Genomic DNA, 24064 nt, shown 5'->3' with positions numbered 1-24064 from the left:
TTCTAAATATTTCGATAAATACAAAAAATAGTTTAGCAGAAGCACAATAATCTAATAATTGCTCTATCTGTACAGTCCTTATCCGTGTAACCCATCAGCCTGCCTCTTCATATTCTCAATAACTACATCATATATTTCCCCTAATGAAGCACAATATTCAAGAACTTTCCAAGGTGTATTGGTATGAAAATGAATCTTTATCATTTCCTCATCACCAACTGCCAGCAAACAGTCACCTTCAATATTTGCAGTTATATATTCATTAATCTCGTCCTCTGATAAATTCTGCCCTTCTATTAATAACTGAGTATCATATATATATTCAATCACTTAAAATCCTCCTATTATTTCTTATAATAACAACTGTAATACAGTCTGTAATAATTTTATCATTACATAGGTTGAGCAGTCAAGTAATTCCATATCTTGAAATACGACAAGCCACATTTTATTATTCTCTCTCCTTTAGCAAAAGTGCAGGAGTCATTTGTTTAACTCTTCTCATCAGCATCTGATTAATAAGGAAATACAAGAGAATTATCCCAAGGAATATTCCTGTGTAAAGGCTCCAGGTATATCCTAGTTCCACACCACAGGCAACATTGGAGATAAGAAGGGGGTAGACTCCATCCATGACTTTCTTAGCCAAAGGAATGCAGAAAGCTGCACCTACTGTAATGGTATAGAAATTACCGTTTAGATAAAGTTTACGTATTTCATTACCACGGTAACCGAATATTTTCATTAAAGCTATACTGTATGCAGAATGCTCAATCATAACCTTTAGCATAAGATACATTACTATGCCAAGAATTATTGCAGAAACACCGATCAGCATCTGTATCATAGGAAGCATCATTGCAATAAAAACCTCCGCGCTTTTGATTATGTCTTCTTTTGTTGTTACTGCATAGAGCCTGCCGGAGTCCATATCCAATGCTTTATCAGAAAAGATTACATTATAAAAATCCTCTTTCTGCCCAAACAGCTCACGCATGCTGTTTATATCCATAAAAACATATAATCCCACGGAATACTGTGTAATCCCTGTGATAGTAAAGGCATAATCCTGATCGTCTTCCTTATCGGTAACTATAAGCTTATCACCGGTTTTCAAATGATACTTTTGTGCCATAGCAGTGGATATGATTACTTTATTTTTGCCAGGTTCTGTCTGAATATCAAAATAAGGGTTTGCTTTATCAATCCCCAGTAAGGTTACTTCCAGATCATAACCATAGATTTCTTTTGAAAAGGACCTTGTATAACCTGCTTCCCCCCCTGATGGTATCTCTGCCTCAGGATATTTATAGGTATACATATATTCATATCTTGTATCAGCTTTACTTTCTGCTTTCAGCCTGTTGCAAACCGTATAAGTGTTAAGACCCAGCATGACAATTAACAAGGAAATAAAAAGCCCGAAGATTACCGTAATTCCGGTTCTCGCTTCTCTTAACATCTGACGGATACGAAAGCTGCCGATAAAACCAATTTCTCCAAGATTAATCTCCATGGTTTTACTGTTTTTTTGTTCATTTCGTATCAGCTTTAGTGCCGGTTCAGACAACTTTTTATTGATTACCAGACAATTTACCAGGGCTGCCACAAAGGGCGGCATTACGACTCCGTAAAGAACCAGATAGAGAGGGTAAATAACAGGAAACTCTGGCACGGAATAGTACCGGTAACAGTCTGACATCAGAAGATTGACACCATATTTACTAAAACCAAGGAGTGTTCCTATAATACCTGCCAGTAAAGTCACCACTACGGGTAAGGACAGATAATGTAACATCAAATCCTTTTTCCTGGCTCCCAGGGCATATAAGGCTCCTATAACACTGTTCTCCTTCTTGATACCCTGGCTTACGAATACAGAAATAACAAAGGTAAAGAGTATCATAACAATAACACCTGCTATCAATCCAGCATACTTATTTATTATCTGGTCACCTGATGATGCTTTAATCCTTGGATTATCTGCGGACGTAATAAACTGAATCAGATTGCTGCTGTTGTTATTTTTATAATCTTTTATAAGAGTATCCGTGCTTTCATTAAGCTCTGTTGTACCGGCATTAATATCAGCCGAGCCTTCTGCTGATGCTTTAACTCCATCCGTATAAGAGGCGATACCGGCTGTAAAATCCTCAAGCTTTCTTAATTGCTCTCTGCCTCTCATAAGCTCTGACTGCAACTGTTCATTATCTGTTTGGTCAATCAACATGGTTAATAATTCATTATAATTTTCTTTTGTAAGTTCAACTGCTAACCCATAGCTATTTAATTGTTTGGAATAACTGGTCAGATACCCCGCAAATATTCCCTCTGCCCCATCTGTCATTATACGATTATTATTACTAAGTGTATTTAGTGCTGTTGCCAGCTTATCGGTTCCGCTGTTGAGTTCCTGGATTGCTTTTTGCAGTTCCTCTAATTTTCCTGCTGTCTCTTTCCAATATTCCTGAAAAGAAGCATCCTCCACCTCTTCCGGTAGAAATTCGAAATCCTGCAGTACTGCTTTCAGTTCAGCATTAGTAAGCTTCCCATTTAACCGATAGCCATAGACATATTCTTCGGACTTAATACTTTCCTTTGAAGCATTTAGTTCCTGATATGCCTCCTCTGTCACAAAGAAAAGTCCAAACCTCTTGCTGTCAACACTGCTGTCGGAAAAGTTCTGGAATACTGCGTCATAATCCGGTACTGTTCCGATACCGGTTATCGTAAATGTGCTGCTGCCAACAGTAAGGCTGCCACCCACTTGTAATCCATGTTCTTCACTATATCTCTTCTCAATTACTGCCTCACCGGTTTTCTGAGCAGCTCTGCCTTTGTCTATGACAATGAGATTGATATTTTTACGATTTGCATAACTTCTTAAAGTACTGCCGTCAGCAAGTTTAAAATCCTGATAAAACATCCGCTCAAGGGATATCCCCTTATCCTCCAGTGTTTTTTCCTGAGCCTTTGTCAATGGAACAAATACTGAAAATTCACCCTCTTCCAGCCTGCTTTCTTCTGACTTTTCATCAACCTGGGTAATAACCGTATCAGCAGCACCTACCAGGCTGACAACCAGATACATACCAAGTACAATCATAGACCCAAGGGCTAAATACCTAAAGATATTGCTTTTCAGCTCTCTGAAGACTCTTTTTCGTAATATTTTCTGCATTTTAAAGGTCCTCCAGTTCCGCTGCGGGTATTCTTATTTCGTTATTATGTTCGCTGCTGATCTGTCCATCCTTCATTACTATCACTTTATGTACCATATTTCTTATTGCGTTATTATGTGTAACTATAAGCATCGTTGTGCCAAATTTCTTATTAATCTCCTCCAGGAGAATCAGGATATCTTTTGAGGTCGCTGAGTCAAGTGCACCGGTAGGTTCATCGCAAAGGAGCAGTTTGGGATTCTTGATGAGTGCCCTTGCTATTGCACACCTTTGCTGTTGTCCCCCGGAAAGCTGGGACGGAAATTTATTCCGATGTTCTGTAAGTCCCAGAATCTCTAGCAGTTCCTCCAGCTGCAATGGATTATCGGAAAGGTATCCACAGACCTGGATATTTTCCTTCACGGTAAGATTCGGTACCAGATTGTAGAATTGAAAGATAAAGCCAAGATTATCCCGTCTGTAATCGGATAATGCATCATTTTTTAACCCTGCAATTTCTTTTCCATTTACTTTTATGGAACCGGAATCCAGTAAATCCAACCCACCGATACAATTTAGAAAAGTCGACTTTCCGGAACCGCTGGCTCCCTGTATTACACACATTTTTCCTTCTTCAACACCTGTTGTTATTCCCTTTAGCACTTGAATATAACTGCCGTTTTCTCCGTAGCTTTTCTTCATGTCCTTGACTTCCAAATACATTTAACTTTACCTCCGGTTTCTTTTTTTTACCGATCATCATGTTTCAGCTGACCTTTTTTTAGCTGAACATCTTTTTTCTGCTGAACATCTTTTTTCTGCTGAACACCTTTTTTCAGCTGGGTGCTTTTTTTGCTGGTGTGTTTTTTGCTGACTCGTTTTTTCAGCTGAACTTATTTCTTCAAGCAACATAACACCGTTATGTTGCACTTAATATATAAGCTATACGCCAAAAGCGTATAGCTGCTTACTCTTTATTATTATCCGGAACGACAAAGAAGCCGTTCCAGCCATTCATAAGGTAATGCATTGTTAGTATCATATGCTCTCTTGCAGCTGCTTCCGATCTTTCATGAGTCAGAAGGTGTACGAAGATATCTATCTGCATATGGGAAATCCAGTGTACCATATAATCATTCAAAACAGGTGCTTTTATAATCTCGGATATTTTATCTGTCAGCAGCCGGTAATGTTTTTCGGTAACTGCCACAAAGAAATCAACGCTTTTTTCAAATCGTGAGCCCTGAGATTTCGTCAGAACCAACTGAAACTCCTCGTAATACTGGTATATATAGTGAAGTAGTTCTTCCACCGCCTCCATATCATCTGTGAAATCATTCTTCATCTGATGTATGGCAGTGACATATTCCATCTCTTCTGTATAATGACTGATCATTATCTCTTTCAGGGTATTTAAAGGTTCTTCAACCAAAGAGGCAAATAGATCCTCTTTATCTTTGAAGAAGAAATACAGCGCTCCTGTTGTCACACCTGCATTTTTACAGATATTACGAAGGGATGCCTGCATGTAGCCTTTTTCCATAAACTCCTGTTTCGCACTTGCAAGAAGTTTAGCTTTTGTATCTTTTTCGTTCTTCACTGTATCCCCCAACATAACACCGTTATCTATAACAGTGCTATTTTAACTCTGATGCCATGAATTGTCAAATATTATTTTAGTTGGTATTTACAGACGGACGGCGATTTGCATAAGACAGAAAGATTCATGCTTCGATTACAATTTATAAGAAGTCCTATTTCTCTGATGCTTCTGTGCTTGACATATTCTCAAACAGATAACTCGCTTCGCTCAGACAATCTGTTTGAGCGAAGCGAGTTATCCGTTTGAGGATATAGCACAAAAGCTTCAGAGAAAAGGACTTCTAATACATAGGCGCACTCATTCCTTCTGTCTTATGCAAATCGCCTGTTTATTGGTTGGAATAAGGATTAAATCCTTTGATTATGGCTCATTATTACTTTAAACAGGGTTTTTATAAACACTTTAATTGGGCTTGTGTAAATAACGTAGATACAAGTCCAGCTTTAATTATTGCTTAAGTTATGTTATAATCATTGCTTTATCTATTTCTTTTATATCGCTTTAAGCTATGTTTTAATTATTACTTTGCTACAGCTTAATTAAGAAAGAAGAGAGATAAGCAAAGATTTTGTACTTAAAGCCACAAAATAAAAGGAGTAAACCTTATGAAAGTGAGTTCGGGGTAGGATAGTTTTAGTATACAGACTTCAATCTGAATGTTTGTATTGGTTTTAAGGTTAATCTCACAGTTATTTAAAATACATACAGCAGGCTGTCAATTCCCCCCGCAATAAGAAGTAAGACAGAAGAAACAGTAAGGATGACACCAAGCAGATTAAAGTGGTTAAAATGTGCCCGCCACTCCTTTTCATAGTCCTTTGATACACCATTCCTTTTAGTTAACAACATGGCAGCAGATATTATAAGTCCCAGTGAACCTATGATACATAGGGCACTTCTGACTACTGTAAGGCTTGGTAATATTGATCCGCTGTTAACGATAAGTGCTATGACTCCAATCAGTACTATGACAATTCCGCTGGTTATAAGGCCTATGACCATTGCTTTTAGAATATCCATTAAGTAATTCTTTAACTTCAAAGTCTGGTTCCTCCCTTTTGACAGTTGACTGGCTGTAATACTAACTGTTCTTATTATATAGATGACATGCCACATAATGGTCGTCCCCAATATTTTGCAGCTCAGGGGTTATTTCTCCGCAAACAGCTGTTGCATATTTACATCTTCCTTTGAATCTGCAGCCTGCCGGCGGATTTATGGGGCTTGGTACATCTCCTTCCAGTTTGATGATTGCACGAGTGCTTTCAATCTCCGGGTCTGGTATAGGTATTGCAGACAGCAGGGCCTGGGTATATGGATGCAGAGGATTCCGGTACAGTTTGTCAGAGGTTGTGATTTCTACTATTTTACCCAGATACATAACTGCTACTCTGTCTGAAATGTGTTTGACCATGGAAAGATCATGAGCTACAAAGAGATAGGTCAGCTTCATTTCTTTTTGGAGTCTTACCAGTAAATTTACTATCTGGGCCTGTATGGAAACATCCAATGCAGAAATCGGTTCATCCAGCACCAGAAATTCCGGTTCTACAGCCAATGCTCTTGCTATGCCGATTCGTTGTCTCTGGCCTCCTGAGAACTCATGGACGAATCTTCCGGCATGTTCTCTGTTTAGACCTACCAGATTGAGATAATAATAGATTTTTTCATCTCTGTCTTTTTTGCCTGCAGCCAGTTTATGAATATCGATTCCTTCTGCTACGATATCTGCAACTGTCATTCTTGGATCAAGGGATGCATATGGATCCTGAAAGATCATCTGCACATTCTTTTTAAAGTTCTGCTTTTCCTTTCCTTTTAACTCGTGAACGTCCTCTCCCTTATAGTAAACATTTCCCGCTGTTTTATTATATAAACCTATGGCAGTACGGCCGCAGGTAGTCTTTCCGCATCCGGATTCCCCTACCAGACCTAAGGTTTCACCCTCCCAGATCCGGAAGCTGACATGATCCACTGCCTTTAGCAGGGAATCACTGTCCAGGCGGAAATACTTATCCAGATTTTTTACATCCAGTATTATTTTATTATCTTTCATTCTATAACCGCCTCCGTTTCTTCCATTATATCCTGTACAAAAGGATTATCAGCTTTTGGTGCTTCGGGGTGATGGAGCCAGCAGGCAGCGGCATGGCCTTCCTGAAAACTTGTCATCTCAGGGGTTTCCTCACAGCAGATTTCCATGCAATACTTACACCGGGAAGCAAAAGGACAGCCTTTTGGCGGTGCGATCAAATCCGGAGGCACACCGGGTATGGAGTCAAGCTCCTGTTTATTTTCAAGATCCAGCCTTGGGACTGCCTTTAATAAAGCCATGGTATATGGATGCTTGGAATGATAGAAGATATCCTTGCTGTTCCCGTACTCTACTATTTTACCGGAGTACATGACCATTATTCTTTTAGCGGTATTTGCTACCACGCCAAGATCGTGGGTAATCAGTATTACGGCTGTGTTATTTTCCTTCTGAAGCTGTTTTATCAGATCCATTATCTGTGCCTGAATTGTAACATCCAGGGCAGTTGTCGGCTCATCAGCAATCAGCAGCTTCGGATTACAGGCAAAGGCTATGGCAATCATCACTCTCTGCCGCATACCACCGGAAAATTCATGGGGATACTGTTTTACACGTTTTTCAGGGTTCGGTATTCCTACCAGGCGAAGCATTTTTTCAGCTTCTGTAAGCGCATCCTTTTTCTTCATCTGGCGGTGCATAATCAGGTTCTCTGCTATCTGCTTTCCTACGGTCATGGTTGGATTAAGGGAAGTCAATGCATCCTGAAAGATAATGGCACTTTCACCGCCACGGTAAGCACTCAGCTCTTTCTTTGTAAACTTTAATACATCCCTGCCCTGATATAATATCTTACTGCCGGCTTTTATCTCCATATTCCCGGTACTGCTTAAGCCTAGTATGGTTCTTGCAGTAACGGATTTGCCGCAGCCGGATTCTCCAACAATAGCAAGGGTTTCCCCTTCCAAAAGGTCAAAGGAAATATCCCTTACAGCCTGTACTTCTCCGGCATAGGTATGATAAGAAACCTGCAGCTTCTCAACTTCTAATAATTTTCCCATATAGTTTCCTCCTACTTACGAAGCTTCGGGTCAAGAGCATCTCTTAAGCCGTCACCAAAAAGATTAAAGGCTAACACAATCACACATAACACTGCTGCCGGGAAAAATAGCTGGTTCGGATGAAAATCCATCGTTGTCTGTCCAAGAGAGATCAAAATTCCAAGACTTGTGTTTGGTGCCTGCAGCCCCATTCCAAGAAAGCTTAAACCGGCTTCCGTAAAGATATAATCCGGAATACTGGAGGCAAGGTTTAAGATCAATAACCCCAGCGTATTGGGCAGCAGGTGCTTTGTGATAATACGAAAAGGACTTGCGCCCAGAGTAATGGCTGCCATAATATATTCCGATTCCCTCAGCTGCATAATCTGGCCCCTGACCTGTCTTGCTGTTCCGCACCAGGAAGTGAGACACATTGCCGTTAAAAGGGCAAATAAACTGTTACCCAGTACCATCATTACAAGCATGGTAATCAAAAGGGAGGGCAAGGAGGTAATTACCTCAATAATACGCATCATAACATTGTCCGTCACTCCGCCAAAGTAAGCCATTACACCGCCATAGGCGCAGCCTATTACTATTTGAATCAGGGTACATACAATAGCTACAATCAAGGAAGCTCTTGCACCTAACCACACTCGTGAAAATAAATCTCTTCCCAGATTGTCCGTACCGAACCAGTAGGCGGAGGAGGGAGGCAGATTCTTATTCTTTGCTACTATTGTAGTATAATCATAACCTCTGATATAAGGTCCTATGATAACCATGACCACAAAGAGTACCAATACTACCAGGGAAGCCAGGGCAATTGGATTTTTACACAATCTGCGCCAGGCATCCTGCCAATATGTTATAGTCGGACGTACAATAAGGTCGCTGTCGAATCTGTCTTTTTCTATTCTCTTAAAACTGTTTTGCGATATAACTGCCATTAAAACCTCCATGATGCCAATATTACGGCACCGCAAAATATGTTGGATGAATCCCTTATAAGCACTATCTTTTTCCACCCAATATACGGATTCTCGGATCTACTACCGTATAGAGGATGTCTGTAAAGTATATTACAATAATATACATGGCAGCCAGAATCACCGTCTGCCCCATTACCACCGTTACATCCCTGCCGGAGACTGCATTTACATAATATAACCCAAGTCCCGGTATGGAGAATATCTTCTCAATAAAAAATGAACCGGTAATACACATTGCAATAGACATTGGCAGAAAAGTAATAACCGGAAGAAAGGAATTTCTTAGAACGTGCCGTCTGATTATCTGCCACCTGCTTAAACCTTTGGACTCCGCTGTCAGGATATAGTCCTGACTCAGTACCTCCAGCATGGAAGTCTTAAGAAGCCTTGTATAAACGGCAATATATGCAAAGCTTCCGGTAACGGTAGGAAGTATCGTGTACTGCCAGCCGCCAAACCACTGTTCATCGCCTTTTGGCCAGCCTATTACCGGAAACCACCCAAGACTGCCTGCAAATACCTTCTGAAGCAGCAAGCCCAGTATCAGATGGGGAACCGATATGAGCAGGATGGACAAAGTAACTACCGCATAATCGATCCAGGTTCCTTTCTTAACTGCTGCTATTATACCAAGTATAAGCCCAAGCCCAACTCCCAGTACCAGTTGCCCGAAACCAAGCCTTGCAGAGGCAGGAAGTTTGGCTTTTATTATAGAGGGAACCGTCTCTCCGGGAAATATAACGGATTCACCGAAATCACCTGCCACCATTCCTTTCATGGTTATTACATAACGTTCCAGTAATGGTTTATCCAGTCCATATTTTTTGTACAGATTTACTTTTATCTGTTCCGGAAGTCTCTCTGCCCTCTCTGTCAATGCATCGCCCGGCAATGCTGCCAGCAGGAAGAAGGTTGCCGTAGCAATGATAAATAAGGTAAATAACATTGTAAAGAATCGCTTAATACTATATTTTAACACTTCATTCACCTTTCCTGTAATATTAACCAAAAGCAAAAGGGGCTGTGTTACCAGCCCCAGAAGGTTTGCCTGCCGTAGTGGCCGTTGTACTAGTTATCACGTCCTGCTATATAAGCTCTGCTGAACTCATAATTCGTACCAAACAACGGGGTACTTAGATTCTTAACATAGGACTGAATGAAAATCTGTTTGTTTGTATAGTAGAGAGGCAGTACACCGGCATTGTCAGCAACCAGGTTCTTCTCCAGTTCGGCATAGATCTGGGTACGTTTGTCTGCATCACTTTCAGTTGCCAGACTTTCAAAGATCCGGTCATAGTCATCATTATGATAGCCACCGAAATATTTAGCATAACCGCTGCCGGTAATCCATAGATCAATAAAAGTCATAGGATCGTTATAATCACCATTCCAGCCATTTGCCAATAAGTCATAATTATTACCGTCACGTTCTGTTACGAAAGTACTTCTGTCGGCTAAAACATTAATATCAATTTTAATTCCCAGTTTTTCTTCCCATTTCTGTTTGTAATATTCCTGGGTGGATTTCTCCTCTACAGTTGCACCTGTAGTAATAAAGGTTAAGGTTATCTGGCTTAAATCTGTGCTCTTGCCTTCTTCTGCAAGGCCTTCCTTAAATAAGGTCTGAAGCTTTTCAGCATCATTATTATACTCTTCGGTTAGTACCTTTAAAGGTTCCTCGACTACACTGCGGAATTCTGTATCTCCAACCTGCAGACTGAAAGGAAGGATTCCATATGCGGGAACATTGATTCCGTTAAAAATCAACTCATTGTATTCTTCTCTGTCAATTGCAAGAGATAAAGCAAGACGTATCTTTGCATTGTTCATCAGACCGGATTTACCGCCGGTATGCTGATTGAAGCCAATAAAGCTTACACTGGGATAGGTTGCTGATACATAGGTTAACTGACCTGCCTCCGCTAACTGTTTCCACTTATCCACATAATCTGCGGAAGCTTCCGCTATATCTAACTGTTTGGACTCAAGCAATAAGGACTGAGTTGAAGGTTCTTCTGCAGCTGTAAATACCACTTTTTGCAGTTTTACATTTTCGGCATCCCAGTAATCTGGGTTTTTTACTAATACCATGCTGTTTTCCTTCACCCACTCACTGATGGTGAAAGGACCGCTGTATACCTGTTCAGCTATGCTGGTTGCATAAGTTTCGCTGCCTTTATCGATCACATCCAGTCTAACAGGATAGAAGCATACATTTGAGAGCTTCTTAACGAAATAAGGAGTAGGAGAAGTTAAGGTAATCTCAAGTGTTTTATCATCCAGCGCTTTTACACCAACATCTTCTGCTTTTGCTTCTCCGTTATAAAATTTCTCAGCATTTAATATATCATATGCCATAAAGGAATAAGCAAATGCCTTCTCCGGGTCTAATAATCTGTGAATGGAATCCACATACTGACCTGCTGTAACCGCAACACCATCAGACCATTTATAATCACGCAATTTAAAGGTATAAACTAATCCATCCTCAGATACTTCATAGGATTCCGCACCGGCATTTGATATTACATCGTTGCCGTTTTCATCCGTAAAGGTTCTGAACAGTCCTTCCTGTACCTGGGAAAGAATCTGGAATTCAGAGGAATTACGAACATCACTAACATCAAGGGTAAGGGGTTCATCAAATTTCAGGTTCAGGGTCTGGTCTGCATCTAAGACATCCTCTGCTGACGCATCTCCTGTACTGGACTCTTTATTACCGTCCACGTTATCACCGGCAGTTTCTGTATTACCGGAAGTATTGGCTGTATTTTTTGAACTGCAGCCGGAAAGGGCACCTGCTACGATTACGAATGTAAGCAGTACTGCGAGTAATTTAGATTTTCTTTTAAACATAGATTTTATCCTCCTCTATTATTCATATTAATTCGTGTATGTAATATAATATTCAAGCTTCACATTATTCATACTATTCATACTTTATTAATATGAATTGAACACTGGATATTCTAGCACCATGGATTTCTTTTGTCAATGCACAAAAAAACCTTACTAAGAGGAATAAAATCAGTAAATATTGCACAAAAATTTTAACATATACATGTATTGTACATGTATCCCACTGAAATTTTACAATTAAACCGGATAAATCCTGTGGAATGGAAACAAAAATAAGGTGTCCTCACCACTCTGTAAGGACACCTCTGGTTATTATTTATTTTCATTTTCGGACAATAAATCTTCCATCCGCTTTTTCATCTCAGGGGACAGGCTGTCTAATAGATAACTACGGCCTTTTTGCTGCATTTCTTCATAAGCTGCCATTATTCTTTCATTTGCCCTTACAATTTCTTCCCTCAGCTCTCTGGCAGATAGTAAGTCACTGCCTGCACCTCTTATTATAATCTGCTGCAGGCCATCAGAGGTTGCTACCGTTATCCGATATTTGCTTCTGTTGTCATGTGCAAATTTTTCTATATACTGATCGGCGGTTTGGGCTTCTCCTGTATAGACCATATGAATATTATGATAATCTATGATTTCCTCTTTATGACCTGACACCCGGTAGGCATCGAATACAACGATAATCTGACATTTACGTATTGCCTGATAATTACTCAAGGCCTCCAGTAGCTTAATTCTGGCAGCATCCATATTATCCTCTGCCAGTTCAGCAAGCTCTGTCCAGGCATAGATAACATTATAGCCATCTACCAGCAGAAATTCTTCCTTTATTTCCTTCTGACTGTTATTACTGACTGCCGGAGGTGTATAATAGCTTTCCCTTGCAGTTTTACGTTTCTTCCATACCGTCTTATTTCCCTGGTTAGCGTAAAAGGTAGAATTAATAATCTTATCAATCTCTTCAAGACTAATAAAATCCTTATCTGCCACTTCTTCCTGATTACGGACACTCCCTTCCTGCAAGGTACTTTTCTTCTGGAAATATCCCTCCAGATGCATATAGTCCTTCACTTTGTCCCAGCTGACCAAAAATCCGGCTCCATGGGAACAGAATACGGAACCTGTGGGATTGTAGAGATCCCTTTCGGAATCATATCCTATACTTTCAATAACTTCCTCCTGGTTATGACATCTCTCATAACCTTTCAGACTGCAGAACAATCTGCCCAGTCCCTTGGTATAAGCGATTACTTCTCTCTGGTAATTACGCATGGTGACTACAGGAGCACTACCGGTTATTACTGCCCTGTCTCCGTTGGTTTCGGTTATTTCACAGGTTCCGTGCATCTTCTCGATATCATTCATGGCTCTTCCCACCATCTTTTCTGGAAGCTCCAGCTGGAAGGCGTAATAAGGCTCTAATAATATGGATTCCGCTTCCTTTAAGCCTTGTCTTACCGCACGGTAGGTGGCCTCTCTGAAATCTCCGCCCTCCGTATGCTTGTTGTGTGCACGTCCGGATACCAGGGTAATCTTTAGGTCGGTTATAGCAGAACCAGTAAGGACCCCCGGATGGATTCTTTCCTCCAGATGTGTCATAACAAGCCTCTGCCAGCTCTTGCCCAGTATATCTTCACTACAATTTACAGCAAACTCAAGTCCGCTTCCCGGTTCGCCGCTTTCCAATAACAAATGTACCTCTGCATAATGCCGCAGAGGTTCAAAATGTCCTACTCCCTCTACTGTATTTGCAATCGTCTCCTTATATACAATCCTGCCTGCATCAAAGGTAACTGAAACACCAAAACGGCTCTCAATAAGGCTCTGCAGGATTTCAATCTGCACCTCTCCCATAATCTGTGCCTGGATTTCCTGCAAAGTTTCATCCCAAAGGATATGAAGCTCTGGCTCCTCTTCTTCCAGCTGTTTCAGTTTTGGTATCATCATTCTGGGATCACAGCCTTCCGGCAGAATAATCTGATAGGATAATACCGGCTCTAATATGGGTGTATCAGAGGCTTCTTCTATGCCAAGCCCTTCCCCCGGTCTGGTCTGTGTAAGCCCTAGCACAGCACAGATACTGCCTGCTTCTATTTCGTTAACTGCTTCATATTTTAATCCTGAATACAGACGAATCTGATTTACCTTCTCTTCCCACCTGCTGCCGGAAAGAACATCTCTGATCTTCAATCTGCCTCCGGTGACTTTAAGACAGGTCAGCCTGTTTCCCTGTTCATCTCTGGTTATTTTATATATTTTAGCACCGAAATCATCCTTGTAGGAGGGTATAAGAGAATATGTCCCGATTCCCTCCATGAACTGCTCCACTCCTTCTAATTTAAGCGCTGAACCAAAGAAACAGGGAAATACCTTGCGCATTCGTATTGCCTCATTTATCAGCGTATTACTGATAACACCGGATTCCAGAAAGGCTTCCAGCATACTCTCCTGGCACATAGCCAGCTGGTCATAAAATTCTTCTGTTCCAGCCTGTCCAAAATCAATACAGCCATCCTCCAGTTCATTTTTAAGCTCGGCTAATAGCTTATTTCTGTCCGTTCCGGCCTGATCCATCTTATTTACAAAGATAAATACAGGAATCTGATACATCTGAAGAAGCCTCCATAAGGTTTTCGTATGCCCCTGTATGCCATCCGCACCGCTAACGACCAGAATTGCATAATCCAACACCTGCAGCGTTCTCTCCATTTCAGCAGAAAAATCCACATGTCCCGGCGTATCAAGGAGAGTTACCTGAATATCCCCAATATCCAACAGGGCTTGTTTTGAGAAAATGGTAATTCCTCTGGCTTTTTCAAGTTCATTGGTGTCAAGATATGCATCTTTATTGTCCACTCTTCCCAGTTTTCCAATTTTACCGCTTAGATAGAGCATTCCTTCTGATAAGGTAGTCTTACCCGCGTCTACGTGTGCCAGTATTCCTATTACAAGTTTTTTCATCTATATCAAATCCTTCATTTAATGTCAGTGGTATATTTCTGATTCTCAGTCATTTTATCTATTATTGCATTATGGTTTTCTTTCTTCCAAAGTTAAACCATTGTTTATTGAAAGGCAATTATTTTTCTGCCATTGATTATTACAATTAATTTATCTAGCATCAAAAATCTATACCGTCTTAATACTATACCTTTTATGATACCAATAAAATCGGTTTCTGACAATTAACCAGGGAATATTTATTTTTAGAAAGATGAAAATAAATAAAAAACAACTTTACCGGCTTTATTGTCTCTTCCCACCTGAGGTGTTCTGAGACCTATAAAGCCGGCAAGTTGTCTGCTTCTATCACTCTTTTAATCTTAATGTTTATTACTTAATCGATATTTATTACTTATTCATTACTTACTCGATGTTTATTACTTACTGTTTAATACTTACTGTTTATTACTTACTCAATGTTTTGACTTAATTATTTCAGTTCAAATTCTGCAGAGAAAGTCTGTCCGTTTATATTTTTAACCAGACGGTAGTCTCCTGTATCAAGGGCAGGGTTTAACAGACTTAAATCTGCAGTAAATTCTTCTTCCGCGCCTGGTGCTGCTGAATAAGCAATCTCAATAAAAGCAAGCTCACTTACACCAGGTACTGTCTCCCAATTGCCTGCGTTTAATTTCTCAATGCTGAAATCTGCTCCGTAAAAGATATCTTCGCTGCCGGTATTCTTTATAACAGCTTTAAGCTCTTTGGCACCAACAGGCAGGGAGGTTTCCGGTAAGGTAAAGTCAACGGAGGCGCTTGCTACGTTATCCTCATTGGCAGTACTGTCTTTGGCAGGGTCAGTTACCGGCATGGTATCCCAGAAGGTTTGGAAAGCTTTATCTTCTACTTTAAAGAATCCAATCTGAGAATCATAAACATATCCGCCTTTTATAAGACGTAAGGAGGTTACCAGTTTATCATTAGTCTTAATATCAACAAATTTCTGACTGTCATAATCAGTATTTTCTAACAGCAGGTCAACATCATTCCCCATAGGAACTGCTGTGTTCAGACTTTCTAAGAAAGAGTTCAGAGCATCCATATCTGCTGCCTGCTGTACTTCGTTAAGGCCGTTATTCCAGCTGGTAAAGCTCTGCCACTGGTAAGCTGCAACATTATCCTGTAAGTTTAACAAGGTAAAATAATCAGCTCCACTGTTAATGGTCATTCCACCAAAACTGTCATAGAGTTCGCAGCCAAAATTACCATCCTGGTATTCATAATAAACCATTAATCTGTGGTTGCTGTCATAGCCTTTAACAGTATATACCTCCCCTGCTCCAATTGTGGAAGCGAATTCTGTTGCATAGTCCTCCTGGGTGCTCCATTCATTGATGCTGCCTTTGGTTTTTCCAAGATAATCACCTCTTAAAGCCAGTACCTCCTCTTTGTTTAAAGTACCGTCTGTGGTTTCAAAGGAGGTTGCGCTTTGTATATATATATGACCTTTGTATACAAAGAGGGGAAGCATTTTTGCTGCAACTCCGGTATTATCAGACTCAGGGATTTCCACGGTAGGAACAGTAATTCCCTGCGCTTCTTTTGTTCCAGTATTCAGGGTACTTTCAACTTTTAGATTATTTTCCTTATCCGGGCTTTTGCTGCCCGGCAGATTCAAGGCTGTAGCTCCAACAGCAACCAATATGACCAATCCGGCGGCTGATACTGCAAGCCTTTTAAAAATAACGGTATTTTTAACCTGTCCTTTATTTGAATTCCTTATTTTCATGGCAGTTCTCTCCTTAAAGTCTTCTGATATTTTAAGTTCATTCATTGCTTTTATATAATCTTCTTTATTCATATTCAAAACCTCCGATTAATTCCGATTTCAATAAGTTACGTCCTCTTGCCAGCCAGGTTCCAATGGTTGCCGGCTTTTTATGAAGGATTTCCGCTATTTCATTTATGGAATAAGCTTCGTAATAATATAAATGAATAACGGTTCGGTATTTAGGGGGCAAATTCAGCACAGTTACAAGTACTTCACTTTCTTCTTCCTGCATATAACTGATATCTTCTTCCAAGGGAACCTTTAATCTGTTCCAGGAGGATTTTAAGTAATTCTTACTTTTATTTATGGTAACTCTTATAAGCCAGGCTTTCTCATGCTCTTCATTGTCGAAGCCGCTTCCTTTCTTAAGAAGGCTCACAAAGACATCCTGTGCTATGTCTTCTGCATCTGCTGTGTTTTTTACATAGGTAAAGGCAAGCTTGATTAGCATTTTTGAATATTTATCTAAAACATGCTGTATAAATTCATCGGTACCAAATGAATTATCCATCGCTTCAACTCCTTTCACTTATAATACAAATGAGTACTTGAATATTTTTCATATAATAAAAATTTTTTAATTTTTATTATTGATATCCCGGATACCAGCTTCCATTCCATGACGGTTTTTGCAGATGTGGCACTGCCACAAGTTAAGGTGTGAATATGTATTTCCATAATTCACACTACTCTTTGCTCAGAAATCGCCTGTAAGTATTATTTTACCTGATAATATATGAGAATCCACAGTGCGTCAACTGGCAGGCTATTCTATTCTGTTCTCAACCGCGACTAAATAATTCTTTTTTAAGCCGAACTTACTCTATACTATTTTACCTCTACAATGATTTGATGTATTCATAAAAAAACTCTCACCAGGAAAGAAGACTGACAGGTTTATGTCAGCCTTCTTTCTTTATAATGAGTTATACAAAGGAGGAGCTGACATGATTATCAGACATTTAGACGGAAATTTATATGAAGCGGATTTTGAAAACAATGCCCACTATATAAGGCAAGTCATCTATTTTATTACAGAAGGAAAAAGAATCTTATTAATTGATACCGGTTATCAAGATGAGATGAAACAGCTAATGACGTATTTTTATGATCGGTCTATGTACATCGATAAAATTATTATCAGCCATTATCATGATGATCACTTTATGGGTTTGAAAGTCTTACAGGAAAATACTGATGCTATCACTATAATTGGCTCAAGTGAGTTTAAGAGAACCCTTGAGCTTGAATATTCCGATGACTTTCTGCATAACACAAATATTTACCCAACAATATTTAGCGACGGTTATAATTTTTATTTCGGCGGACATCGTATCCGGTTTGAGAAAGCACCTGGGCATTCCCAATGCAGTATACATACACTGATTGACGATAGCTATATCCATGTGGCTGATAACATAATGTTTGATACAAATAATAAATCAATGCTCCCTTTACCGTATTTTAGTATCCAGGAACATATAAATACCCTGGAAAAATTAAAGAAGCATCTGGGTAAGCATATTATTGGCTCTCATTTTTCTAATGAATTGAATTTACTAAAAAATATGGAAACGGAAATAAACGAAAGGATTGCCTACTTAAAAATAACGCAGAAATCCTTCAAAAAAGCAGATTATAAAACCATAAAAAATCAATTGACACTGGATTTTAATCCTCGTTGGCATACACTGATGCTGCGTTTTTGTGAAGAACAAAAAATCTAAAAATGAAAACTAACAGGAGATTGAATATGAAAATAAGAACAATAAACAGCAGAGGAAGTCTATTTACCTTCCAAACCACTGACTGGGACTTAAATATTTACCTTATTAAAGGAAGACGCTATAATTACATAATAGATACCGGATTAGGCAATGATTGCATTAAGGCGGTTATGGCTTATCTGAATCCTGGTGACATAAAAACCATTGTAATAAATACACATTATCATTGGGATCACATTTGGGGGAATACTGCCATAAAGGATAGTGTACTGATATCACACAAGTTATGCTATGACATGATTACAGCTAATTGGGATGGTATGCTTGAGAAAAACAGGCGTTATGGTTTGGGTGAAGTTACCCTAAGGCTTCCTGACCTGGTTTTTGAGAAGGAAATATTTTTTCCTGAAGACAGAATCAGATTATTTCATTCCCCCGGCCATACCTCAGATTCTATCAGTATTTTAGACGAAGAGGACCAGGTATTGATTATCGGAGATAATATAGGCGACAATATGGAAGAGATTTTTCCAAGCCTTGAATGTGATAAAGAAATATATTATGATACACTTAAAAGCTACCTAACCTTGGACTATAACACCTGTATATCAGGACATAATACCATATTAACAAGAGAGAACCTGGAAAACATTATAAACAGGATGCTTACAGATTCTTCGTATCCATTTTAAACAAAGAGGTCACAGCATTTGAAAAAGTTAGAAAGAATGAATGCCATCATATATCTGCTGCATGAACACGGTAAATTAACAGCCAAAGATATTGCCAGGCATCTTGAAGTAAGTGAACGTACAATTTACAGAGATATTGATGCCCTAAGTCAGACTAATGTACCAATAATAACTTTTGAAGGACAGCAGGGCGGCTATGAAATCGCCCCATCCTATTTCATACCTTCCATCAGGCTTTCTGAACAGGAGATACTGTATTTTTCCCTCTTGTTAAAACTCGGCAAGGAAATGAAAGTACCTGAACTCTTTAAAGATTACGATTTATTAAGTATGAAACTGCTAAATGCTGTTCCAACGGATAGCAGACCCAAACTTAAAAGATTCCTAGATAAATTTAAGGTCAGCATTAACCGTATCAATCCGGATGGTTATGTGGAAAATATCCTGGAAACCATTATACAAAGCCTTGAAGAGGAAAAGCAATTAAAAATAAGTTATTACACTCCCCTTAAAGTTACCATAACTGACAGAATCATATCTCCCAGCCGTTTTACCTTTGATGAAGGCGGTTGGTACATAACCGGTTACTGTCATCTCAGAGAAGATAAAAGAACCTTTCGGTTAGATAGAATTCAAAGTATCGAACTCCTTGAAAGTACCTGCAGTTATCCTGCTGATTGGATGTCAAAGGAGAATTCAAAACTAACTGCAGGGCACTATCAGCTGCAGATTAACCGAAGTTTCTTTGAGGTCATAAAGCATAATGATTACATGGCAAACCGGCAGATTCTTAAGGAAGGTGAAATGTTACTGGTGGATGTCTGTACGGAATACGAAGATTCCCTTCTGGAACTTGCACTAAAAAATCCCACAGCTGTTCATATAGTCGGGCCCGAAAGCTTTTATGAACATATGCGGGAAATAGTGAGTAAATTAGGACAGCTATACAATTAAGCTTCACACAATCTGAAGGCCGATACCTTACAGATATCGGCTTCTTTTTGAAAGGTATTTCTCCACCTCATCATATAATCCGGTTTGGTTGGAGTACTTGACAAAATTTTGAATGGTTTTAAGCCATTCTATGGTAGACGGTCTGGTGGAATCCACGGCTTTTAATAAATCCTTTGTACCTACAGGTCTTTCAACCCCAGTTTTCAGTATTTCTGTCAGAACATTTTCGGTGGCTGTTTCAACAACATTTTCAAGATCAGCACCTGAATACAGTTCTGTTTTCTCCGCAATGGAAATGTAATCAATCTTTTTTTCCTGAGGTCTGTCCGCCATTTTCAGTTCCAGAATTGCAAGCCTGGCTTTTTTATCCGGCGGTGGAACAAATATAACCTTATCAAATCTTCCCGGACGTTTAAACGCAGGATCCACATCCCAGGGCATATTGGTTGCTCCTATTATCAACATATTCTGGGTATCTGAATCAATTCCTTCAATCTCAGTCAGCAACTGATCTATAATCGGACGCATATGCTCTGAGGCTAGTTTTGAACGATTAAATCCTATGGTATCTATTTCGTCAAAGAACAAAACACAAGGTCTCATAGTTCGTGCTTTGGCAAATATATCTTTTACATTCTGGGAACTGACTCCCAGATAAGGATCCAGAATATCCGTAATATGAACAGCCAGAAAACCGGCCTGGCATTCACCTGCCGTTGCTTTGGCAATATAAGTCTTTCCGCATCCCGGTGGTCCAAACATAAGGATTCCTCCGCCGCTTTTTTTCTTATACCTGCTGAACAGCCCCTGACTGCTAAAAGGTTTGATAATCTTCATCCGTATAATGTCTTTTAGCTCATCATAACCACCCACGTTATCGAAGGTGACAGGATTCCTCTTCTCTGATGCAAAACAGTCTCCTTTGCTTTTACCGCCTTCAACCACACTTAATCTTATAATCTTATCCTCCCGGATATCGTAGTTATCCTCCGGTTCCTCATCCTCATCCCAATCCCCGGAATCCTCAGAAGTATCAGCTGAAACATCTTCGTATTCCTCTTTGTATATGAATTCTTTACCTGCTCCCTGGTTTTCATTTACTTCTTCAACGCCAGCGGATATACCATTATTTTCATTACTCGGTCTGTCTTTGCTTAAAATATCCTTCTTATCCGTAAGTCTTGCAAGCTGTTCAAATATTTGTGTCTTAAACTCCTGCCCACAATAATTTAATGCCTGGGAAAATGCATATAATGCTTCACTCTCATTACCTGTTTCCACATACTCAACCCCTAGCAGATACCAGGCAAGTCCATTTTCCGGATTATTAGCAAGCATGTTTCGCATAATCTCAATTTTTTCCATAGTGACTCTCCATTATAGTAATGCAATTAGTATAACTGCAATAATTGCCAGCAATATTATAGGTACCACAACAAATATTTCGGTATCCTTTGTTATCCCGGAGTATCTGAATATTATCCATTTTGCCTTCATAGTTACTTTCATTATGGCGAACTGCTTAGCGATTCTTCGTTTTATTTTCCTTCTCCAGTAAAAGATAAACCTGGGTTTCCGGTTGATTGTATCTAGCATTTTCAGAATAAACTTATTGGTAGGATCCAACTGAAAGGCCTGCCTGAAGTTCTCTTCTGCTGATTTATAATCCTGTTTTTGATATTCCAATAAGCCCGCTTTCAAAAATCGATCACTTTCATCAGTAGAAAGAGAAAAGTAATCTTCAATAACTTTTGATTTAATTCCATAGCTATCGTCCATGTCCAGATAGTAATAAAACTTATACTGAAGGGCACGTAAATTGACCGCATCAAGTTCCAGCGCCTGGTTTATTAGCTGCAGCGCCTCCCCGCTATTACTACCGTTAATCATCTTCAGATATCCGTAAAAAGCTAAGTATTCCGGATTCTGGGGGTCTAACTCCAAAGCAGCCTTAAGAATTCTTTCTGATTCCTCATACTCATCCTTCTGCAGGAAAACCATACTAAGCAGAAAATAGCCTTCTGCTCTGTCAAACCCATTGTCTACAGCGGATTTACAACAATCAATTGCATTATTATAATCCTCTGTTTTATAGAGGCAAAAGGCAAACAGGTATAGAAGATAGGCATCGGTTGTCCGCTCCTGTATCGCTGCCGACAATCTTCCCATGGCCAGATTGTACCGTCCCATCTCCATATAATTCCTGATTATCAGTATCTCTTTATCATAAGTTAATAAATCCATGCTAAATCTTCCTATTTGCCTGCTGCCTCATGAGAAGCATTACTTCTATGTGGGTTATGATACCAGTTTATTTGCTTTTTTTACATAACGGCCTGCAGGATACAGACTCAGATAATGCTCTACTGCGTTTCTGCTTCCCTTTTTCTTATAGAGAACTTCACACACTTCCCAGATATTGTCCTCTGTCATCTCATTGTCTTCGCCGTTGTTCTTCGATTCAATATAATTTTCTAAAGCTGCTTCATAATTTCCCAGGAAAAACTCTGCAACACCAATCTGTCCTAGACATTTACCTTTGCTTTGAGGATACTTAAGAACAATATTTTCATAAGCCCGTTTGCTTCCTTCATAATCTTGATCCAGCATTAATCCTGCTGCTGCATTAATTTCAACAGATACATCATCTTGTTTGTAATCCTTAAGCATTTCTTCTCTGATCTTCTTAGCCTGTTCAAAATCAGGTTTTCCTTCACCGCTAATATAGGTGTTTACTCCCTTTTCATCTACCGAGAGATTCTTTTTCTCATCTTCCTTCTCATCATCCGAGCTGCCAAGAATATATAATCCTGCTAAAATAAAAACCACCAAGCTGACTATTCCGATTACCACATTGCCTTTGTAAAAGGAATAGGCCGCAAATCCGCCAATAACCAATAAGATCAGCGCTGACACCATTCTTTTCATTTCGTCATCATCCTCCGTATAATCGTTAATTTATTAACACCATAATATAGCAATTTTCATTATAGCCTTTTTTTCGTCAAATGCAAGATAGAATATTCTACAATGCAACAGAATTTTCTACAATTCAACATATATGGATAGCTCACTGAGTAGAGGCAGATTTTTATCTCTCGTCTGTTTCCTGCCAGAAAGAAACCGGTACCGCTTCCTCTTCAAATATTACTTCATAAGCAGTAACACCTTCTGTTTCTCCTAAGGTTACTTCCATCCACGGGGTATTCTGAGGTGAACCCATACAGATTAATAACCTGGAAGCGGTGACATCGAATACCATGGAGCGTAAGGTACCAAACCAGTCCTCATAAGCATGGCAGCATAATCCTTCCGGCATCTTAGCCGTAAGAAGGGCTATAAGATTATCTTTTGATACTTTATCATGCTCTGAGAAAAAGGTTTCTATAGCATCTCCTCTAAGTTTGGAAAAATTCTTTCTTGCGGAATATTCTTTCAGATGCTCTTCACTTTGATAATGATTCAGAGCATACATATATGGACTCTCATTTCTATATGCTATCTTTGCCTTGCCACCGGTTGTGAGAATCTCTGCTACAATACACTCTCCCAAGGTATCTGCAATCATAAAGTTCATATTAAAGCACATAGGCGTTGCTTCTAATAGTTCCACTGCTTCCTTAACAGTACTGCAGCGGTCAAGAATAGCCCTTATTACATATTTGAAGGGCAGGCCTTCTGCCTGTCCACAGGAGGAGGCCACACATTCACAGGAAGACATGGTTATACACAGCCCCTTTTCATTCATACCATCAAATCTTCCGCCTAAAGATAAAGAGAAGCCCATATGGGCATAACAGCCATCTGCTCTTGTGATGTTAAACATAAATTCATCTTCCAGGTTATACTCGTAACTTCTCCCAATGTAATGATGCCCGTCAGCAGTTATAGCCGGCAGCACCGATACCTGGGAGCAGGCTTGGGCTTTTGTATCACGAAACAAACAATAAAATAAGTCCTTTAGTTCTACTTCCATACCGTCTGCCACCCCCTGCAGCTCATCCTTTAAGCCTTTGCAGTACTGATCAAAATATTCAAGATTATTATATGCTTCTTCTGCTGATAAAGGAGTACCTCCTTCCGGTACAGAGGTATAGATTTCTTTTAGAATTGGGACGGACTTTAGAAATTCACCTTTTTTCTTACCAATCTCATAATGACTTCCTTCATAAACCATTTTATAGTAATTTAATTTCTCCATTATAACCTTCCTCCCTGATACTT

The 24064-nt window shown here is 39.5% G+C and carries 20 protein-coding genes; 3 read left to right on the top strand and 17 right to left on the bottom strand.

The window, feature by feature from the left end; all coding sequences use genetic code 11:
* Positions 1–78: 78 nt before the first annotated feature.
* The 13 genes from BR73_RS0112245 to BR73_RS0112185 all read right to left on the bottom strand — a co-directional run bounded on the left by BR73_RS0112245 (position 79) and on the right by BR73_RS0112185 (position 16978).
* Complete coding sequence (locus BR73_RS0112245; RefSeq protein WP_033165754.1) at positions 79–330, bottom strand: dihydroxyacetone kinase; 252 nt, start codon at positions 328–330, stop codon at positions 79–81.
* 121 nt (positions 331–451) lie between these two features.
* Positions 452–3181 carry an FtsX-like permease family protein gene (locus BR73_RS0112240; RefSeq protein WP_033165753.1) on the bottom strand — a complete coding sequence of 910 codons (2730 nt, stop codon included), beginning with the start codon at positions 3179–3181 and terminating at the stop codon, positions 452–454.
* Between the two features lies 1 nt (position 3182).
* Positions 3183–3884 carry an ABC transporter ATP-binding protein gene (locus BR73_RS0112235; RefSeq protein ID WP_033165752.1) on the bottom strand — a complete coding sequence of 234 codons (702 nt, stop codon included), beginning with the start codon at positions 3882–3884 and terminating at the stop codon, positions 3183–3185.
* 244 nt (positions 3885–4128) lie between these two features.
* Positions 4129–4761: a TetR/AcrR family transcriptional regulator gene (locus BR73_RS0112230; RefSeq protein ID WP_051685174.1), complete on the bottom strand. Its 633-nt coding sequence runs from the start codon at positions 4759–4761 to the stop codon at positions 4129–4131.
* 696 nt (positions 4762–5457) lie between these two features.
* Positions 5458–5805, bottom strand: a complete 348-nt coding sequence (locus tag BR73_RS0112225) for a hypothetical protein (RefSeq protein WP_033165751.1) — start codon at positions 5803–5805, stop codon at positions 5458–5460.
* Positions 5806–5845: 40 nt separating this feature from the next.
* Positions 5846–6820, bottom strand: a complete 975-nt coding sequence (locus BR73_RS0112220) for an oligopeptide/dipeptide ABC transporter ATP-binding protein (RefSeq protein ID WP_033165750.1) — start codon at positions 6818–6820, stop codon at positions 5846–5848.
* Complete coding sequence (locus BR73_RS0112215) at positions 6817–7857, bottom strand: ABC transporter ATP-binding protein (RefSeq protein WP_033165749.1); 1041 nt, start codon at positions 7855–7857, stop codon at positions 6817–6819. The genes BR73_RS0112220 and BR73_RS0112215 overlap by 4 nt, the downstream gene beginning before the upstream one ends.
* Before the next feature lie 11 nt (positions 7858–7868).
* Complete coding sequence (locus tag BR73_RS0112210) at positions 7869–8786, bottom strand: ABC transporter permease (protein ID WP_033165748.1); 918 nt, start codon at positions 8784–8786, stop codon at positions 7869–7871.
* Between the two features lie 64 nt (positions 8787–8850).
* Complete coding sequence (locus BR73_RS0112205; protein ID WP_033167382.1) at positions 8851–9807, bottom strand: ABC transporter permease; 957 nt, start codon at positions 9805–9807, stop codon at positions 8851–8853.
* Positions 9808–9896: 89 nt separating this feature from the next.
* A complete protein-coding gene (locus BR73_RS0112200; RefSeq protein WP_033165747.1) occupies positions 9897–11684 on the bottom strand; it encodes a peptide ABC transporter substrate-binding protein in 1788 nt (595 codons plus the stop codon).
* A 315-nt stretch (positions 11685–11999) separates the two neighbouring features.
* The gene (locus tag BR73_RS0112195; protein ID WP_033165746.1) at positions 12000–14654 is read right to left on the bottom strand and encodes a TetM/TetW/TetO/TetS family tetracycline resistance ribosomal protection protein; all 2655 of its coding nucleotides are present in this window, start codon (positions 14652–14654) and stop codon (positions 12000–12002) included.
* Between the two features lie 472 nt (positions 14655–15126).
* Positions 15127–16497 carry an immunoglobulin-like domain-containing protein gene (locus tag BR73_RS27425; protein WP_051685173.1) on the bottom strand — a complete coding sequence of 457 codons (1371 nt, stop codon included), beginning with the start codon at positions 16495–16497 and terminating at the stop codon, positions 15127–15129.
* Positions 16490–16978 carry a sigma-70 family RNA polymerase sigma factor gene (locus tag BR73_RS0112185; protein ID WP_033165745.1) on the bottom strand — a complete coding sequence of 163 codons (489 nt, stop codon included), beginning with the start codon at positions 16976–16978 and terminating at the stop codon, positions 16490–16492. The genes BR73_RS27425 and BR73_RS0112185 overlap by 8 nt, the downstream gene beginning before the upstream one ends.
* Positions 16979–17414: 436 nt before the next feature.
* On the opposite strand from BR73_RS0112185, the gene BR73_RS0112180 reads away from it, so the two are divergent.
* Genes BR73_RS0112180 through BR73_RS0112170 form a run of 3 tightly spaced genes read left to right on the top strand, consistent with a single transcriptional unit; the run spans position 17415 to position 19840 of the window.
* On the top strand, positions 17415–18194 hold the full coding sequence (locus tag BR73_RS0112180; protein ID WP_033165744.1) for an MBL fold metallo-hydrolase: 780 nt from the start codon (positions 17415–17417) through the stop codon (positions 18192–18194).
* 26 nt (positions 18195–18220) lie between these two features.
* Entirely contained in the window at positions 18221–18886 is a 666-nt protein-coding gene (locus BR73_RS0112175) for an MBL fold metallo-hydrolase (RefSeq protein WP_051685172.1), read from the top strand.
* 18 nt (positions 18887–18904) lie between these two features.
* On the top strand, positions 18905–19840 hold the full coding sequence (locus BR73_RS0112170) for a YafY family protein (protein WP_033165742.1): 936 nt from the start codon (positions 18905–18907) through the stop codon (positions 19838–19840).
* Positions 19841–19867: 27 nt separating this feature from the next.
* On the opposite strand, the gene BR73_RS0112165 is transcribed toward BR73_RS0112170, so the two are convergent.
* The 4 genes from BR73_RS0112165 to BR73_RS0112150 all read right to left on the bottom strand — a co-directional run bounded on the left by BR73_RS0112165 (position 19868) and on the right by BR73_RS0112150 (position 24041).
* Positions 19868–21205, bottom strand: coding sequence for an ATP-binding protein (locus tag BR73_RS0112165; protein ID WP_033165741.1), 1338 nt, complete (start codon positions 21203–21205; stop codon positions 19868–19870).
* 12 nt (positions 21206–21217) lie between these two features.
* Positions 21218–22084, bottom strand: a complete 867-nt coding sequence (locus tag BR73_RS0112160) for a tetratricopeptide repeat protein (RefSeq protein WP_033165740.1) — start codon at positions 22082–22084, stop codon at positions 21218–21220.
* Between the two features lie 54 nt (positions 22085–22138).
* Positions 22139–22768 (bottom strand): TM2 domain-containing protein, encoded by a 630-nt coding sequence (locus BR73_RS0112155; protein ID WP_033165739.1) that lies wholly within the window; start codon positions 22766–22768, stop codon positions 22139–22141.
* Positions 22769–22931: 163 nt separating this feature from the next.
* Positions 22932–24041 (bottom strand): C45 family peptidase, encoded by a 1110-nt coding sequence (locus BR73_RS0112150; RefSeq protein ID WP_033165738.1) that lies wholly within the window; start codon positions 24039–24041, stop codon positions 22932–22934.
* Between the last annotated feature and the right edge of the window lie 23 nt (positions 24042–24064).

Source organism: Clostridium sp. KNHs205 (assembly GCF_000702945.1).
Lineage (GTDB): Bacteria > Bacillota > Clostridia > Lachnospirales > Lachnospiraceae > Anaerocolumna.
Note: the sequence above shows the minus strand (reverse complement) of the source record. Positions and strands in the feature narration are given on the sequence as shown.